Origin of the sequence: Thermus altitudinis (assembly GCF_022760835.1) — a bacterium.
GTDB lineage: Bacteria > Deinococcota > Deinococci > Deinococcales > Thermaceae > Thermus > Thermus altitudinis.
Map to the genome: position 1 here is coordinate 75,632 of NZ_JAKTNQ010000004.1, position 16,000 is coordinate 91,631.

Here is a 16,000-nt window from a genome sequence, read left to right on the forward strand (position 1 = left end):
TAACCCATTATGGCAGAAGCCGGTACAAAATAAGGGCGGCCTCCCCCCGGGTGACGGGATCGCCACCCGCAAGCCCGCCCTCTCCCAAGGCCTGAAGGATCTTGTTCAGCACGGACCTCCTCAAGGGCCTATGCAACTCTCCCCGGAAAAGCTCCCGGGCCTTCAACACCACCCTGAGGCGCTCCTCGGGTCCCTTCGCCCGATAGTAGTGCTCCAGGTTAGCCAAAAAGTCCCCCAGGAGAATGGGTTCGGAAAGGCCCAGGGAACCCTTTAGGTAATAGGGGCCAGCGAACAACCCCCGCCGCAAGAGGGCCACCGCCTCCCGGTACCCCGGCCTATCCGCCTCCACCCGTTCCCCTTTCGGGGAGGAGAGCCTAGCCCCCCTTTGGACCAGCCGCTTGCGCAGGGCCTCAAGGCCCGGGGCGCTCCCAGCCAACTCGGGAAAACCGGCCAGAGGCACCTTGCCAAGCCCTGCCTGGGGGGCCTTGCGCAAGAGGGCCGCCGCCACCCCTGCCGCCTCTCCCAAAGCCATCTGGAGGGGAACCACCCGGGCGGAGAAGGCGGCCACGCTGTCAAATCCCGCCGCCTGGGAAACCACCAGCAGGTTCCTCAGCTCCTGGGGCACCAGGCTGCGGAAGGGCACCCCGTAAGGCACCGGAGTACCCAGAAGGTAAGGGGTTTCCCCGGGGAAGTAGGCCTGGCCGTCCAAGGGGTACCCCCCTAAGGCCACGGCGTCGGGAAAGGTCCGGCCCAGGAGGACCTCATCCGCCCTTAGGCGGTAAAGGGCCTTAAGGTGGCGGCTTTCCCGTAGGTAGAGGTCCGGGGCCACCCCAGCCAGGCGAGCTGTGCCGAAGAGCAGAGGATCCTTCTCCCGCAGGTAGGCCACCACCCGTTCGGCCTCGAGGGCCGCCTCCCGCCGGATGCGCTCCAGGCTTAGGGGATCCGCCCCCTCCATCCCAAAGAGGAGGAGGGCGTTAACCAAGAGGCTCCCATCGTCCTGGCGGGCCAGGTTCAAGCCCCGAAGGGCATAGCGGTTGGGATCGGAGGGGAGGTAACCCCGCACCAGACTCGCAAAGCCCCAGCCGCTTCGCCCCCAGGCCCCTGCCCCTGTGCGCAGCACCTGGCCCTCGTAGTTAAGGGTTAGGAAGACGGCGCCCCAGGGAACCCCCTCCAAGCGGAAGACCAAAGTGGCCGCCATGCTCCTGGAGTCCAGACCCGTATCCTCCCGGCCCTGGGTGAAACTGGCCCCAGCGCGAAAGGCCAGGTCCGCGGTATCGCTGGCGTCCACAAAGTAAGGGGCTAGAATAGGACCCTCCGGGGTCACTACCCGGGTCAGGCGGCCCGCCTCCACCTCCACCCGGTCCAAGGAAGCCTGGAGCCTTACCTCCACCCCTGCCTCCCGGAGCATGGCCCAGAAGGCCTCCTCCGCCCGCTTCACATCAAAGGAAGCCTCCTGCCCGATGCGGCGGTAAAAGTCGCGAAAGAGACCTCCTTGGAGAAGACCCTCTTGGTCCTTGGCCAGGTCCAGGGTGGCCAGCCACCCTTGGGTGAGAACCCCCCCTACTCCCCGGCCGGGCTCCAGCAAAAACACCCGAAGGCCCTCTTGGGCTGCAGCCACCGCCGCCGTCACCCCCTGGGGGGTGGCGCCGTAGACCACCAGGTCGTACTGGGCCCAGGCCAGATTCCACCCAATAACGAAGGCTAGGAGAAGGAAGCGCATAATCCAATGGGCCTTCCCCACCCAAGGCCCCGGATAGCCTCTTATGGAAGGTTGGCCTTAGCCTCCTGATACTCCACCACCAGCCGGGCCACCACTTCCTTGGCGGAAGGAAGGTCCCGGATGAACGCCACCCCGTGCCCGGCGGAGTAGACCTCCTTCCAGGCTTTACCCCCACCCTGGCGGAAGCGCTCCAAGGATTCCCGGAGAAAGTTGGCGGGCACCCCGGTGACCTCGGGGGTGTACTGGATATCCTCGGGGGTGGCCCTAAGCAGGGCTTCCTTGTACTCTAAAGGGGCCTCGGACTCCACGGTGGCGATGAAGCGGGTGCCGATGTAGGCCCCATCTCCCAGGGCCAAAGCAGCCAGCAGTTGCCTGCCGGTGGCGATGCCCCCGGCGATGAGCACCGGTACCCCCAGCTCTTCCCGTAGCCAGGGCCCCAAGACCAAGGGGCTTAGGGCTCCCGCATGTCCCCCGGCCCCTGCGGCCACGGCCACCAGGGCATCGGCCCCCGCCTCCACGGCCTTTCTCCCGTGCCTTAGGCCCACCACATCGCACCAGACCACACCCCCGTAGGCCTTCACCCGCTCCACCACACGGGTGGGGTCCCCCAAGGAGGTGACCACCAGGGGCACCCGGCGCTCGGCCACCGCCTCCAAGTCCTCCTCGAGGCGGGGGTTGTCCTTGAGGATCAGGTTCACCCCAAAGGGAAGGTCCTGGGGAAAGCCCTGCAAAAACTCCCGGAAGGCGGCATGGGTGCGGAAGTTGAGGCTAGGGATCACCCCGATAGCCCCCGCCTCGGCCACCGCCTGAAGAAGCCTGGCCCCCGAGACCAAGAACATAGGGGCGGCCACGATGGGATAACGGATGCCCAGCATGCGGGTGATGGCGGTTTCCATGAAGGGGATTATACCCGGTTCAAGACTCCAACCCCTTCCGCCGCATCTCCCCCCACACCCCCCGTTTGCGCCATACCTGGAAGGTGGCCACGAAGCGTTCCAGGGCCAGAACCTGCCGATAGCCTAGGCCCTCCAGGAGGGCAAAGAGGAGAAGGACCACCCGGTCCCAAAGCCGGGGATACCGTTGCAAAAGCAGCGTCTCCATACCCACCGCCAACTGGGAGAGAAGGACCCCATAGCCCACGGCCAAAAGGAGGAAGAGAAGGGCGAACTCCGGATTAAAAAGGCCAAGGAGGTAAAAGACCGGCAAGAGCACGTAGCCCAAAACCTCCACCACCGGGGCCAAGGCCTCAAAGAAGAAGAAATAGGGCATGGCCACCAGGCCCAGGCGTCCGTACCTGGGATTGAAGAGCATAACCCGATGGTTCCAAAGGACCTCCCAAAGGCCCCGGTGCCAACGGTTCCGCTGCCTCCTTAAGGTGGCCCAGTCCGCAGGTACCTCCGTATAGCAGATGGGGTCTGGGGTGTAAAGGATGCGGTACTCCCTTCCCTCCTCCCGGGCCCGGCGGTGAAGGCGGACCACCAGCTCCATATCCTCCCCCACGGTGTCGGTGCGATACCCCCCCACCCGCAAGGCCTCCTCCCGCCGGAAAAGGCCAAAGGCCCCGGAGATAATGAGCAAGGCCCCCATGGCGCTCCACCCTGCCCGTCCCATGAAGAAGGCCCGGGCGTACTCTATCACCTGCATACGCTCCAAAAACCCTCGGGGAAGGCGCAGGGTCTCCACAATACCCTCACGCACCACAGCCCCATTCAAGGGCCTTATCGTCCCCCCCACCGCCAATACCCGGTCATCCTCCAAGAAAAGGCGGCTCGCCCGTAAAAGGGCCTGGGCATCCAGGAGGCTATCCGCATCCACGGCGCAGAACAGGGGATACCGGGCCAGGTTCAGCCCAGCGTTAAGGGCATCGGCTTTGCCCCCGTTTTCCTTGTCCACCACGATAAGGTTAGGGTATACCAAAGAGCGGTACACGGCCCGAACGGGCTTGGCGGGAAGGGCCCGACGGTACACCCATTCCACCTCCACCAGGCGGAAGGCCTCCTTGAGCACCTCCAGGGTCCGATCCTTGGGCCCGTCCGCCACCACGATCACCTCAAACTCCGGGTAATGCAAGGCCAAAAAGGAACGCACCGAGTGGGCGATGGTCTTCTCCTCGTTGTAGGTGGGGACCAGGATGGATACGGGCAGGTAGGCCTCGCGCTCCAAGAAGTCCTTCAGGGAAAGCTCAGAAAGCTCCCGGGCATAACGGGCCACCATCCCCAGGCCAAAGAAGGCGAAAAGGGTATAAAAGAAGTTCAAAAGGGCGAAATACCACAGGATCACCACCTGGTACAAGAACAAGAAATCCAAAAGGAGGTTCACGCCGCCTCCCGTAATACCTGCTGGGCCATGGCCCGGCCAAAGGGATCGGGGTGGCGTTCCGCAGCCTGGGCCAGAAAGCCCTTGTTCATCCGCAAAAGCCCTTCCGCCGCCGCCCGGCGCACGTAAAAAGAAGGGTCAGAAAGCGCCTTCCACAAGGCTCGCTGGGCCAGATCGTTCCCCAAAAGGGCCATGAGCCGGGCGGCATGGGCCCGCAAGAACTCCCGTTCATCCTTTAAGGCCGCCAGCAAAAGCCCCTCGTAGCCGTGGGGTGGGTAGCGCAGGCGGTAAAGGGCACGCATGGCCGCCGCCTTAAGCTCTGGATCCGCCTGGTCTAAGAAGGGAAGAACCCTTTCCACCAGGGACGCCAGCTTAAGCCGGCCCACAGCCTCCAGGGCCGCCCAAACCTCCTCCCCACCACCTTGGGAAAGCAAATACTCCACCACCGGCTCCGCCCGGTCTTCCAGAAGGAGGAGCACCTCCAAAAGGGCCCCCCGGGGTAAGGCGGCTTCCAAAAGGGCTTTAGCCAAGTCCAAGAGCCCTTGCCCCTGGGCCACCCGGGCCCCAGCCCGGGCGGCCGCCAAACGCAGGACGGGGTCCGGATGAGCCAGATACGGAAGAACCGCTTCCAGGGTTTCCGGCAAGCGGGCTTGGGCCAAGGCCTCGAGGGCCTCCAGCCGCAGGGGCCGGGAAGCCAAACGGGCCTTCAGGATGCGGGGCCAAGGGGGGTTCGCCTGGCGCAGCCATTCCGTTATCCGTTCAGCAAACTCCCCCTTCAACATTTCCCGCAGGTCCAAAAGGGCTTCAAAGGCTTCCCTAGGCCAAGGAGGAGGGGGAGGAGACCCACCAGCAAAAAGGATTTCCGTAAAGCGGGCTAGCCAGTCCTCGTAAGCCTTACGGTCAAGGAGTTCCCGGCTTGCGCTGTAGACGTGATAAAGCAGAATATAAGCGGCCAGCAAGCCCAACGCTGTCCCAGTTAGGACCAGGGCCTGCCACAAGGCCCCGTAGACCTGGGGATAGCCAAAAAGGCCAAAAAGACGCCCTGAAAAGACCACTACCAGGCTTCCCAGGGCCAGGCCCTCCAGGAGCACCACCAGAAAGACCAAAAGGGCATAAAGCCGTTCACCGCGCCGCCACATATTCCTTTAGACGCTTTATCAGGCCCCCAGGGCTGAAGGGCTTGGTGAAATACTCTTGGGCTCCTAAAGCCTGGGCTTCGGCGAGGCTCCGCTCTTGCTTAAGACCCGAAAGGATCAACACGGGCGTAGACTTCCGTAGCTCCTTTCGCAAGTAGCGCAAGAGGTCTAACCCCGAACCCCCGGGCAGGTTGATGTCCAGGATGATGGCATCCCAATCCTCCTGGAGGGCAACCTTGGCGGAAGGGTAGTCCCGCACCAGGAAGGACAGATACCCCTCCCGCCCAAGGGCTACCTCCAAAACCTTGGCCACCGTAGGGTCATCCTCCACCACCAAAACCCGGGCCACACCCCCATTCTAAGAGGAGAAGCTACCGAAGCCTTTGCAACAAGGCTTGGACCTCGGGATCGGGGTTTCGCTTAGCCTCTTGCGTAAGTAGCCCCCGGGCCTCCTCCACCCTTCCTTGTTCCAAGAGGGCCTTGGCCAAGGTGAAGCGGGCCAAGGGGTAGCTGGGTTCCACCGCCAGCACCTGCCGAGCGAGGAGCTCCGCCTCCTTGGCCCGGCCCAGGGCCAGGACCACCTCGGAAAGCCCCCAGCGGGCATCCAGGTTCCCCGGGTCTTCCCTCAGCACCTTCCGGTAGCTCTCCTCCGCCTCCCCATAACGCTTCAAGTGGTAGAGGAGCCGGGCGTAGCGCACCCGGGTATCAGGGCTATCCAAAAGGGCTAGGGCCTTCTCGTAAAGGGGCTTAGCCTCGCCATGGCGGCCCTGGAGGTAAAGGGCAAAGGCCAGCTCGCCCAAGGCCTCGGCATCGTCGGGAAAGACGGAAACCGCCCGGCGCAAAAAGGCCTCCGCCCCAGCCGGGTCCTGGGGAAGCCTCTTCCGACCCTCGTAAAAGCTTTTCCGTTCCCGGAAGGGCACGGGGTCCGAGGGGTAGCCCTCGAGGCCCACCTCATCCAAGGCCATGGCCCGCACCTGGCTCACGCGGTCCGCCTGGGGCAGGTAGCGGAACACGTTACCCTCTACCCTGGCGGAAAGGACCACGGCATCCCCGCTGCGAACCTCCACCCGGAAGCCCCGGCTCCCCTCGGGGCCCAGCATGCGGAACACCACCTCGCCCTCAGGCCCCGGCGCCGGGCGCACCAGGGGAGCAGGAAGAAGCTTCCGCCTAACCCCCGTTCCCAGAACCGCTCCTTCCCCGGCAGGAAGCGTTTCCTGCCCCAAGGCCACCTTTCCCCGGTAAAGGGAAAGGCGGGCCCCGCTTTCCCGGGAAAGGCGCAGGTGGGTCCCCGTGGGCCGCACCTGGCCCTCGGGGGTGGAAAGGGCCAAGGGCACAGGGGCCTCCCGCACCGCCTCCACCCCTCCTCTTTCCAAACGCACCTGCACCCTCTCTCCCCCACCCCAAAGGCTCCGCCAGCGCCGGGCCTCCCCGTGAGCCTCAGGGCTAAAGGCCAGCTCCAGCCCAGGAAGCCGTACCACCTCCCCGGCCGGTACCCCGCCGAAGGCCTGGGAACCCAAGGGGGCGGGGAAGATGGGCACGCGGGCCAAGGCGATCAGGGCCACCAGCAAGAGAAGCAGCCTTCCCACCGGGGCCCTTTGGCCCGGCCGGGGCCTGGGCAGGAGGAGGAAGAAGGTGCTCCCCCGGCCTAAGCGGCTCCTTAGACGGACCTCGCCCCCGTGGGCCTCGAGGACCCGCTTCACCAGGGCAAGCCCAAGCCCCGTTCCCTCCACCTCCCCCCGGGTGGAGGCCCGGTAGAAGGGTTCAAAGACCCTTTCCTGCTCCGCCTCGGGGATCCCGGGGCCAGTATCGGAAACGGCGATGCCGTACCGGTCCCGACCCAGAAGGAGGCGCACCGCCACCCGCCCCCCTTCCGGGGTGTATTTCACCGCATTGTTGAGGACGTTCAGCACTGCCTGATAGAGCCATTCCTTATCCCCGTATACCCAGGCCTCCCGTTTCGGCAGGACCAAGCGGAGCCGGATTCCCTTCCTTCGGGCCAGAGGCCGCACTTCCTCCGAAACCTGGAGAAGAAGGGCCTTGAGGTCCACCCGTTCACTTTTAAGCCGCACCCCCTGGCCCAGGCGCAGGTACTCCTGGGCCTTTTGCAGGAGTTCTTGGATGCGACGGGCACTCCTTTCGGCGATAGAAAGGAGTTCCTTAGCCTCTTCCGGAAGGTCCCCGGTTTCCAGGGCAAGTTCCAAGGCCCCCAAAACGCTCATCAAGGGGTTTTTGATCTCGTGAAGCAAAAGGCGAAGGAGCCTGGCGCTCTCCTCCTGGCTCTTTAAAAGAGCAAGCTCCCGCTCCCGTAGCTCCCACACCTCGCGGAAGGCCCGAAGGAGGAGGCGCAAAGCCTCCTGGGTTGCCGGAGGCGGGGGCGGCCCTTCCCAGTAAAGGGCCATATCCCCCTCTTGCCAAAGCTTTTCTCCCCGTAAAGGACCTTCGGGAAGCACCTCCCCCCGGAAAAGGAGCCGCACGGGATACCGGCGGAGAAGCTCCGCCATGAACCCCAGGTCGGTGGGGGGAGCCTTTACCATCCTTACTAGGCTATTCTAGCCCTTTGAAAAGGATGTGAAAGCCTAGGGCTTGGGAGCCATCACCACCAGGAGAAGGGCGGGGTTTGCCGACTCGTTGCGCACGCCATGGGCCTCCCCTGAGCGGGCGATGGCCGCCATCCCTGGGGCCAAAAGGGCTTCCTCCTCCCCGATGCGCACTACCACCTCGCCCTCCAAGACGTAGTACACCTTGTCGGAACCCTCGTGGGTGTGCACCTTTTGCGCCTGTCCCGGAAGCAGGGCATAGAGGTCAAAAAACATTCCCTCTGACTCAAAAACGGGAATTTTGGCCATCTTTTCCGGGTTATACCGCACCAGGCTCCGCAGGTCTTTAATCTCCATGGCCCCAAGTCTACTTGACGAAAGCCCAAGCGGGGCACTACACTAACCTTTGCGCGCCGGGGAGTAGCGCAGCCTGGTAGCGCACACGCTTGGGGTGCGTGTGGTCGTCGGTTCAAATCCGGCCTCCCCGACCAAAAGCCCCCGCCCAAACGGGCGGGGGATTGTCTTTGGCTGGCGCGGCCCGGGGTTTCCACCCTGGCCGTGCCCGGGTGGGGTGGGTTATGCCCGGCCCACCGTGCCCATCAGCTCAAACTTTTCCCGGATCACCTGCTTCAGGTAGTCCCGGCCTTTGCCGATGATCTTGCGGGGATCAAACTCCTTGGGATTGCCCACCACTACTTCCCGGATGCCCAGGGTCATGGCCAGGCGCAGGTCGGTGTCAATGTTGATCTTGGCAATGCCGTTGGGAATGGCCTTTTTGATATCCTCATCGTGGATACCCGTGGCCTCCTTCAGCTCAGCCCCCGTGGCCAAGAGCTTCTCCTTAAGCCAGGTGGGTACCCCGCTGGCCCCGTGGAGCACCAAGGGGATGGAAACCCGCTTGCTGATCTCCTCGAGGCGCTTGTGGTCAATGTAGGGCCGGCCCTTCCCCTTATAGGCCCCGTGGCTGGTGCCGATGGCGATGGCCAGATAGTCTATGCCCGTTTCCGCCACGAAGCGCTCCGCCTCCTCGGGATCGGTGAGGAAGGCCTCGGCCTCGGAGACCTGGATGTTGTCCTCAATGCCCTGAAGCCGGCCCAGCTCCGCCTCCACGCTCACCCCCACCGCATGGGCCGCCTCCACCACCTTCTTGGTCTCGGCCACATTCTCCTCAAAGGGGTGGTGGCTGGCATCAATCATCACGCTGGTGAAGCCCGCCCTCAGGGCCTGCATCACCATCTTGAAGTCGGCCCCGTGGTCCAGGTGCAGGACCACGGGCACCTTGGTGCGGCTGGCCATATCCTTCACCAGGTTGGCCAGGTTCTCCATTCCGGCGTACTTCCGGGCCCCGTCGGAAACCTGAATGAAGACGGGAGCCCGTAGTTCATCGGCTACCTCCAGGATAGCCTGGGTAATCTCCAGGTTATTGGTGTTGAAACTGGGAACCGCATAGCCTTCCCGCCGTGCCTTATCCAGAACCTCTTTACCGATCGCCAAGGGCATACAGCACCTCCTTTAGCTCCTTTAGGTTATCAGCCACGGGCCGCTTGTTGAAAAGGGCGCTGCCCGCCACGGCCACGTCCGCGCCCGCCCGGTACACCTCGGCCACGGTTTCCCGGTTCACCCCCCCATCCACCTCCAACAAGCAGGCCGGGTTCAGCCGGTCCCGCATGGCCTTGAGGCGGCGAAGCCTCTCGGTGGCGGTGGGGATGTACTTCTGCCCTCCAAACCCCGGGTTCACGCTCATGAGCAGGGCCAGGTCCAGCTCAGGCAAAAGGGGCTCAAAGGCCTCCAGGGGGGTGGCGGGGTTGATGGCCAACCCCGCCCGCTTCCCCAGCTCCTTCACCTTCTGCACCGCCCGGTGGGCGTGGGGGGTGGCCTCAACGTGCACGGTGATGACATCGGCCCCCGCCCGGGCGAAGTCCTCCAAGTACCTTTCGGGCTGCACGATCATGAGGTGCACATCCAGGGGCAAGGAGGTGACCCGCCGCACCGCCTCCACCAGAAGGGGCCCGAAGGTAAGGTTGGGGACGAACACCCCATCCATCACGTCCAGGTGGATCCAGTCCACCCCCGCCGCCTCGGCCTCCTGGATCTGGTCCTTGAGCCTCGCCAGGTCCGCGGTGAGAATGGAGGGCGCAAACTTCAGCATCCCTTCCCCCTAGGCCACCCGCAGGTGCCCCCGCTCGATGGCCAGCTCCCGCATCTTAACCAAGTAGTAGGCGATGACCAACTGGGTTAAGGCCAAAGGATAGCTTTGCCCCGCCCTGTCCAGGAAGGTACCCACCAGGCTGGGGTCAAAGTGCTCCACGTGGTGGCCCAGGTGGTCCCAGATGATGCGTTCAAAAGTCAGGGCCCGCTCAGGGGGAATGTCTCCGGTGATATCCAGGATATCCGCCTCCTTGCGGGTCTCCAAACGGATGGGCGCCTCGTCCTCGTAGGCGGAGTGGAGCACCTCGGAAAGGTCCAGCCGGGGCAGGGTGTGCTTTAGGGCGATGCGCACGTTCAGGGTGCTGGGGTTTTCAGGGTTGTAGCCAGGGGGGCGGTAGAAGCGCACCACGAGGTCCGCGTGCTCCTTCTGGGGCCAGATGAAGGCCCGGGAGTCGGGCATGCGCCTCTCAATGTCGGCGATGACCTCCTCCGGGGTGTAGCCCCGCTTGGCCACATCCCGCTTCACCTTCCACTCCCGCCTCAGTTCCTCTTCGGGATCCAGGTAAACGGTGAGGTGGTACCGGCTCCGCAGGGCGGGGGAAAAGAGGGTGAGGAGCCCCTCGAGGATCACCACCCGCGGCACCAGCCGCCCCTCTTCTTCCACCGCCCGGGGAGCGGGGATGTAGACGGGTGGATCAAAGGTGCCCGTGGAATGGTTGTACACGGGCTTCAGGATGGGCTCCCCCTCGGAAAGAAGCCTCACGTGCTGCTCCATGATGTCCATGTAGTTGCACTCGGGGTTCAAGGGGGTGATGCCCAGCTCCTTGCGCTGCTTGCGGTCGTACTTGTGATAGTCGTCCACGCAGATGTTGGTGGTCCGCTCCTCGCCAAGAAGCCGGGCGATCCCCGCGGAGATGGTGGTCTTCCCCGCCCCCGAGTCACCGGCAATGCCTAGCATAAAAGGCCTATGGGGCATCTTCTTCCTCCTTCTCCTCCTTAAAAACCGAGCTGGCGTAAATGTCGTCGGCGGTGATGGTCATGAGTTCCTCTGGGGTCACCGGCCCCGCCTTCTGGTAAAGCCGGTAGGCCTGCCTAAGCTTGAAGCGGTCCAGGGCGTTGCGCACGCTACGGGCGTAGGCGAAGTTGGGAAGCCGCATGCGCCTTTCCAAATATTCCAGGAAGGCCCTTTCCGCCTCTTCGGTGAAGCGGTAGCCCTGCTTTTCCAGCATGAGCTTGCCGATCTGGAAGAGCTCCTCGGCGCTATAGGGGGGAAACTCAATGTGGTGGGCGATGCGGGAGCGCATCCCGGGGTTTAGGGCGAAGAACTCCTCCATGCGGTCCTTGTACCCCGCCAGGATCACCACCAGGTCCTCCCGCTGGTTCTCCATCACCTGGAGGAGGATCTCTATGGTTTCCTGGCCGTAGTCCCGCTCGTTTTCCGCCCGGTAGAGGCTGTAGGCCTCATCAATGAAGAGCACCCCCCCCATGGCCCGCTTCAGAACCTCTTTGGTCTTGGGGGCGGTGTGGCCGATGTACTGGCCCACCAGGTCATCGCGGCTGGCCACCACCAGGTGGTCGCGGCGGATGTAGCCCAACTTGTGGAGGATGGTGGCCATCCGCATGGCCACGGTGGTCTTGCCCGTACCCGGGGGGCCCACAAAGGCCATGTGCAAGGTGGGGCGGTCGGCGGCAAGGCCCAGCTCCCGGCGGAGCTTGTCCACGGAAAGGTAGGCGGCGATCTCCCGAATCCGCTGCTTCACGGGTCTTAAACCCACCAGTTCCCGGTCCAGGGTTTCCAGAACCGTCTCAATCTCGGGGTTTTTCACCACCGCCAGGTTTTGGCCTTGAGTGTCCTGCATAACCCTCCCTGATTTAGCTAAGGGGCCCCGGGCAAGGCCGGGACCCCTAGGCTCTTGAGCTTAGTCCTGGTAGCGCTCGCCCTCCGGCCTCATGGTGGCGTAGGGCTCCAAGGTGTACTTGAGCCTGCGGCCATCGCTCCAAAGCTGCCGGTGCAGACGGAAGCCGGGCTCATTCTTGGGGCGGTGGGCGATGAAGGACACCCTTTGCGCCTGCCACATGGGAGAGGGGTCGTAGCCGTTGATCTTGATGTAGTAGTTGGGGAAGGCCTCACGGCACTTCTGGAACTCGTACATGGCCGCCGCCGGGTCCTCCAGGTCAAACATGGGCAGGCCCCACATGTTCCAGTAGACGTTGTAGGGGCTGGGGTCATCGGTGTACTCAATGGAAACCGCCCAGCCGTTTTTGATGATGTACTCAATCTGGGCCCGGATTTCCTCGTCCGTGAGATCGGGCAGATAAGAGAAGGTTCCTTGGGTGATCCGCATGGTTCTCAACTCCTTTCCTTAGTTGCTGGGAGTAGGCAACACATCCGGGGTATCGGTGGAGGCAAAGTCAAAGGTGACGCTACCCCAGGTGTCCAGGGCCGCCGCCAAGGCCGGGGAGTGCTGGGCCGCCTTCTTGAGGATCTCGGGGCCTTCCGCCAGGATGTCCCGGCCCTCGTTGCGGGCCTTGACCATGGCCTCGAGGGCCACCCGGTTGGCCGTAGCTCCCGCCTGAATGCCCATGGGGTGGCCGATGGTACCACCGCCGAACTGGAGCACCACGTCGTCCCCGAAAAGGGACAGGAGAAGGTGCATCTGGCCAGCGTGGATCCCACCGGAGGCCACGGGCATGACCGCCGGCAGATAGGCCCAATCCTGCTCAAAGTAGATGCCCTTGACGGGGTCCGGGTAGACGTGCTGGAGGCGCAGGATGTCGTAATAACCGCGGGTAAGATTGGGGTCGCCCTCCAGTTTACCCACTGCGGTACCCGCGTGGATGTGGTCTACCCCCAGCATGCGCATCCACTTGGCCAAAACCCGGAAGTTGATGCCGTGGTTCTTCTGGCGGGTGAAGGTGGCGTGGCTGGCCCGGTGGAGGTGAAGGATCATGCCGTTTCGGTGGCACCAGTTGGAAACGGACTGCAAGGCGGTGTAGCCCATGGTGAGGTCCACCATGACGATGATGGAGCCGATCTCCTTGGCGAACTCCAGGCGCTCATAGACATCCTCCATGGTGGCAGCGGTCACGTTCATGTAGTGGCCCTTGCGCTCCCCCGTGACCTGCTCCGCCTTCATCACCGCCTCCTGGGCGTAAAGGAAGCGGTCCCGCCAGCGCATGAAGGGCTGGGAGTTGATGTTCTCATCGTCCTTGGTGAAGTCCAACCCCCCGGCCAAGGCCTCGTAGACTACCCGGCCGTAGTTCCTACCCGAAAGACCCAGCTTGGGCTTCACCGTGGCCCCAAGGAGGGGGCGGCCGTACTTGTTCAGCATGTCCCGCTCCACAGGGATGCCGTGGGGGGCACCCTTGAAAGTCTTAAGGTAGGCCACGGGGATGCGGAGGTCCTCCAGGCGCAGGGCCCTGAGGGCCTTGAAGCCGAAGACGTTCCCGATGATGGAGGAGGTCATGTTGGCGATGGAGCCTTCCTCAAAGAGGGCCAGGTCGTAAGCGATCCAAGCGAAGTACTGCTCGGGGTTCCCCGGCACCGGCTCTACCCGGAAGGCCTTGGCCCGGTAGCGGTCCAGATAGGTCAGGCGGTCGGTCCAGACCACCGTCCAAGTGGCCGTGGAGGACTCCCCGGCCACCGCCGCCGCCGCCTCCTCGGGCTCCACCCCAGGCTGGGGCGTCACGCGAAAGAGGGCAATGGTATCCGTATCCTTGGGCTCATAGTCCGGGTCCCAGTAGCCCATCTGCTTGTACTCCAGGACCCCAGCTTTGCTGTACTTGCCTTTTCCTGCGTATCCTGCTGCCATTTCCACACCTCCTAATAGGCCACGGGGCTAAGGCCCCGAAGCTTCCCAAGCTGGTGCCACGCCTCCACCTTCCGCAGGGTGCGGGTGGCCCCGCGGATCACCAGGCTTTCCGTCCAGGCCCGGTTCTCCCCGTAGCGCACCCCCCTCAGGAAGGGGCCATCGGTGATGCCGGTGGCGGCAAAGTGGGTGTCCTCGGCCGAGCAGAGTTCGTCCAAGGTGTACACCCGATCCAGGTCATAGCCGGCATGCACCACGTTCCAACGCTCCTCCTCGCTCTGGGGGTCCAGGCGCATCTGCATCCCACCCCCTAAGGCCCGTACCGCCACCGCGGCGATCACCCCTTCCGGGGTGCCCCCGGTGCCCATGAGGACGTCAATGCCGGTGTCGGGCAAGACGGCGGCCAGGGCCCCGCCCACATCCCCATCGGTCTGGAGGCTGATGCGGGCCCCCGCTAGGCGGATCTCCTCAATGAGCCTGGCATGACGGGGTTTATCCAGGACAAACACCGTGAGCTCCCGCACCTCCTTTTTCAAGGCACGGGCGATCTCCTTGAGGTTGTCGGCCACCGAGGCCTTCAGGTCAATGGCCTCCTTGGCCTCGGGGCCCACCACCAGCTTGGCGGCGTAAAAGGCAGGCCCGGGGTTGAAAAGGGTGCCCTCGGGAGCCGCGGCGATCACACTGATGGCCCCCGGCCGGCCCAGGGCCAAAAGCCTGGTGCCCTCCACAGGGTCCACGGCCAGGTCCCAAAGGGGCCCTTCCCCCTGGCCCAGGACCTCGCCGTTATAGAGCATGGGGGCCTGGTCCTTCTCCCCTTCCCCGATCACCACCCGGCCGCGGAAGTCCAGGCTGTTCAGCAGAAGCCGCATGGCCTCCACCGCCGCCCGGTCCCCCCCTTCCTTATCCCCCCGGCCCACGAAGCGGGCCGAGGCCAAGGCAGCGGCCTCCGTGGCCCGCATCAGGTCCAGGCCTAGGTTGCGCGTGGGCATGGCCATGCGCTTACCTTAGAGGGGGATTTTTATTACTGCAATCATATGCTTTTCCTCATAGCATAAGTTAACGTTGATATAACATTTTACTAATGTAGTTATCCATAGGCCCCGGATTTACGGTTATTCACCCCCCGTGATAGCATAAGAAAATGCTGATAACTAAGAATGCTAAACTGCCCAACCCTGCCGCATTACGGGTCTTTGTCACGGTGGTGGAGGAAGGAGGAGTGGGCCGGGCGGCCTTGGCCTTGGGCATCACCCAGCCCGCGGTGAGCCAGTACCTGCGGGCTTTGGAGGAGCAGGTAGGCCACCCCCTTTTTGAGCGCCAGGGCCGGCACCTGGTCCTTTCCCGGGTAGGGGAGGCCCTCCTGCCCGAGGCCAGGCGGGTGGTCCAGGCCCTAGAGGAGTTTCAGCGGGTCTCCCAGGCCATGGGCCGGCTGGAGCTGGGGGAGGTTACCTTAGGGGCGGCCACCACCATGGCCACCTATGTGCTTCCGCTTTTCCTTAAGGACTTCCACCAGGCCCACCCTGGGGTACGGGTGTACGTGGAAAGCGGCTCCTCCGAACGCCTGGCGGAACGCCTGCGCATGGGGGAGGTGGAGTTCGCCATTTTAGAAGGCGTGGAGCACTGGGAAGGCTACGAGCGCCATCTTTTCTACGAGGACGAGCTGGTCCTCATCGTGCCTCCCGACCACCCTTGGGCCGGACGGGATACCATTCCCCCGGAGTGGCTCATGGAGGAAACCCTTATCGTGCGGAAGCCCGGCTCCATGACCTGGCGGGCCCTGGAGCGGGCCTTTGAACAGGTGGGCCTGGAACTTAACCCCATCTTCTACACCGACAACAACGAGGTGACCAAGCGCCTGGTGCTGGCCGGAGCCGGGGTGGGTATTGTGAGCCGGGTGGTGGTTCAGCCCAACCTAAAGGTGGGGAACCTGCGCGCCTTAAGGCTATCCGAGCCCGTGGGGGAGATCCGCCGCTACTTCTGGCTGGTGCACCCCAAGAGCGTGGCCAACCCCGCAGCCCAGGCCCTCATCGCCCTGCTTCGCTCCTAACCAGGCGCATGGCTAGGGCAAGGGCCACCACCATGAGGGAAAGAAGCCCTAGCTCCGCCAGCACCGCCATGAAGGCCGGGTCCGCCAGGTCAAACTTCTCCACCGCCTCTGCGGTGAGGACCAGGATGCGGCGGATGGCGGCGATGAGGCCGATGACCAGAAAGGGGGTGGCCTCGAGGGTCCCCTCCTTGGCAAAGCGGAGCAGGGTGTAGAGGATCTCCGCCAGCATCAAGGCCAGACTTGACCGATATGCGGCCTTGGGGTAAAGAGGGGGCATGACCCTACGC

16 protein-coding genes and 1 tRNA gene are annotated in these 16,000 nt (G+C 63.9%); 2 read left to right on the forward strand and 15 right to left on the reverse strand.

Going from position 1 to position 16,000, the window contains the following annotated elements; all coding sequences use genetic code 11:
- Positions 1–7: 7 nt before the first annotated feature.
- From L0D16_RS02785 to L0D16_RS02815, 7 genes are read right to left on the reverse strand one after another with little or no spacing between them, the layout of a single operon-like run.
- Complete coding sequence (locus tag L0D16_RS02785) at positions 8–1,720, reverse strand: FAD-dependent oxidoreductase (RefSeq protein WP_243029868.1); 1,713 nt, start codon at positions 1,718–1,720, stop codon at positions 8–10.
- A 41-nt stretch (positions 1,721–1,761) separates the two neighbouring features.
- On the reverse strand, positions 1,762–2,616 hold the full coding sequence (locus L0D16_RS02790; protein WP_243029869.1) for an NAD(P)H-dependent flavin oxidoreductase: 855 nt from the start codon (positions 2,614–2,616) through the stop codon (positions 1,762–1,764).
- 19 nt (positions 2,617–2,635) lie between these two features.
- Complete coding sequence (locus L0D16_RS02795; RefSeq protein WP_243029871.1) at positions 2,636–4,039, reverse strand: glycosyltransferase family 2 protein; 1,404 nt, start codon at positions 4,037–4,039, stop codon at positions 2,636–2,638.
- Positions 4,036–5,175, reverse strand: coding sequence for a HEAT repeat domain-containing protein (locus tag L0D16_RS02800; protein ID WP_243029873.1), 1,140 nt, complete (start codon positions 5,173–5,175; stop codon positions 4,036–4,038). The genes L0D16_RS02795 and L0D16_RS02800 overlap by 4 nt, the downstream gene beginning before the upstream one ends.
- Positions 5,159–5,521 (reverse strand): response regulator transcription factor, encoded by a 363-nt coding sequence (locus L0D16_RS02805; RefSeq protein ID WP_243029875.1) that lies wholly within the window; start codon positions 5,519–5,521, stop codon positions 5,159–5,161. Before L0D16_RS02805 ends, L0D16_RS02800 begins: the two co-directional genes overlap by 17 nt.
- 22 nt (positions 5,522–5,543) lie before the next feature.
- Positions 5,544–7,706 carry an ATP-binding protein gene (locus L0D16_RS02810; protein WP_243029877.1) on the reverse strand — a complete coding sequence of 721 codons (2,163 nt, stop codon included), beginning with the start codon at positions 7,704–7,706 and terminating at the stop codon, positions 5,544–5,546.
- Between the two features lie 42 nt (positions 7,707–7,748).
- Complete coding sequence (locus tag L0D16_RS02815) at positions 7,749–8,066, reverse strand: cupin domain-containing protein (protein ID WP_243029892.1); 318 nt, start codon at positions 8,064–8,066, stop codon at positions 7,749–7,751.
- Positions 8,067–8,123: 57 nt separating this feature from the next.
- Between L0D16_RS02815 and L0D16_RS02820 the strand changes: the two genes are divergently transcribed.
- A tRNA-Pro gene (locus L0D16_RS02820) sits at positions 8,124–8,200 on the forward strand.
- 85 nt (positions 8,201–8,285) lie between these two features.
- Here L0D16_RS02820 and fba read toward each other — a convergent pair.
- Genes fba through glpX form a run of 7 tightly spaced genes read right to left on the reverse strand, consistent with a single transcriptional unit; the run spans position 8,286 to position 14,655 of the window.
- Complete coding sequence (fba, locus tag L0D16_RS02825) at positions 8,286–9,209, reverse strand: class II fructose-1,6-bisphosphate aldolase (protein ID WP_243029894.1); 924 nt, start codon at positions 9,207–9,209, stop codon at positions 8,286–8,288.
- Positions 9,190–9,858 (reverse strand): ribulose-phosphate 3-epimerase, encoded by a 669-nt coding sequence (rpe, locus tag L0D16_RS02830; protein WP_243029896.1) that lies wholly within the window; start codon positions 9,856–9,858, stop codon positions 9,190–9,192. The genes fba and rpe overlap by 20 nt, the downstream gene beginning before the upstream one ends.
- A 9-nt stretch (positions 9,859–9,867) precedes the next feature.
- A complete protein-coding gene (locus L0D16_RS02835; RefSeq protein ID WP_243029898.1) occupies positions 9,868–10,833 on the reverse strand; it encodes a phosphoribulokinase in 966 nt (321 codons plus the stop codon).
- Complete coding sequence (cbbX, locus tag L0D16_RS02840; RefSeq protein WP_243029900.1) at positions 10,823–11,716, reverse strand: CbbX protein; 894 nt, start codon at positions 11,714–11,716, stop codon at positions 10,823–10,825. Before cbbX ends, L0D16_RS02835 begins: the two co-directional genes overlap by 11 nt.
- Before the next feature lie 60 nt (positions 11,717–11,776).
- Positions 11,777–12,202 (reverse strand): ribulose bisphosphate carboxylase small subunit, encoded by a 426-nt coding sequence (locus tag L0D16_RS02845; protein ID WP_243029902.1) that lies wholly within the window; start codon positions 12,200–12,202, stop codon positions 11,777–11,779.
- An 18-nt stretch (positions 12,203–12,220) separates the two neighbouring features.
- Positions 12,221–13,669 (reverse strand): form I ribulose bisphosphate carboxylase large subunit, encoded by a 1,449-nt coding sequence (locus L0D16_RS02850; protein ID WP_243029904.1) that lies wholly within the window; start codon positions 13,667–13,669, stop codon positions 12,221–12,223.
- An 11-nt stretch (positions 13,670–13,680) separates the two neighbouring features.
- Positions 13,681–14,655 (reverse strand): class II fructose-bisphosphatase, encoded by a 975-nt coding sequence (glpX, locus tag L0D16_RS02855; protein ID WP_243029905.1) that lies wholly within the window; start codon positions 14,653–14,655, stop codon positions 13,681–13,683.
- 152 nt (positions 14,656–14,807) lie between these two features.
- On the opposite strand from glpX, the gene L0D16_RS02860 reads away from it, so the two are divergent.
- Positions 14,808–15,713, forward strand: a complete 906-nt coding sequence (locus L0D16_RS02860) for a LysR family transcriptional regulator (RefSeq protein ID WP_243029906.1) — start codon at positions 14,808–14,810, stop codon at positions 15,711–15,713.
- On the opposite strand, the gene L0D16_RS02865 is transcribed toward L0D16_RS02860, so the two are convergent.
- On the reverse strand, positions 15,691–16,000 hold a 310-nt coding region (locus L0D16_RS02865; RefSeq protein ID WP_243029907.1), incomplete at its 5' end, for a phosphate-starvation-inducible PsiE family protein. The genes L0D16_RS02860 and L0D16_RS02865 overlap by 23 nt on opposite strands.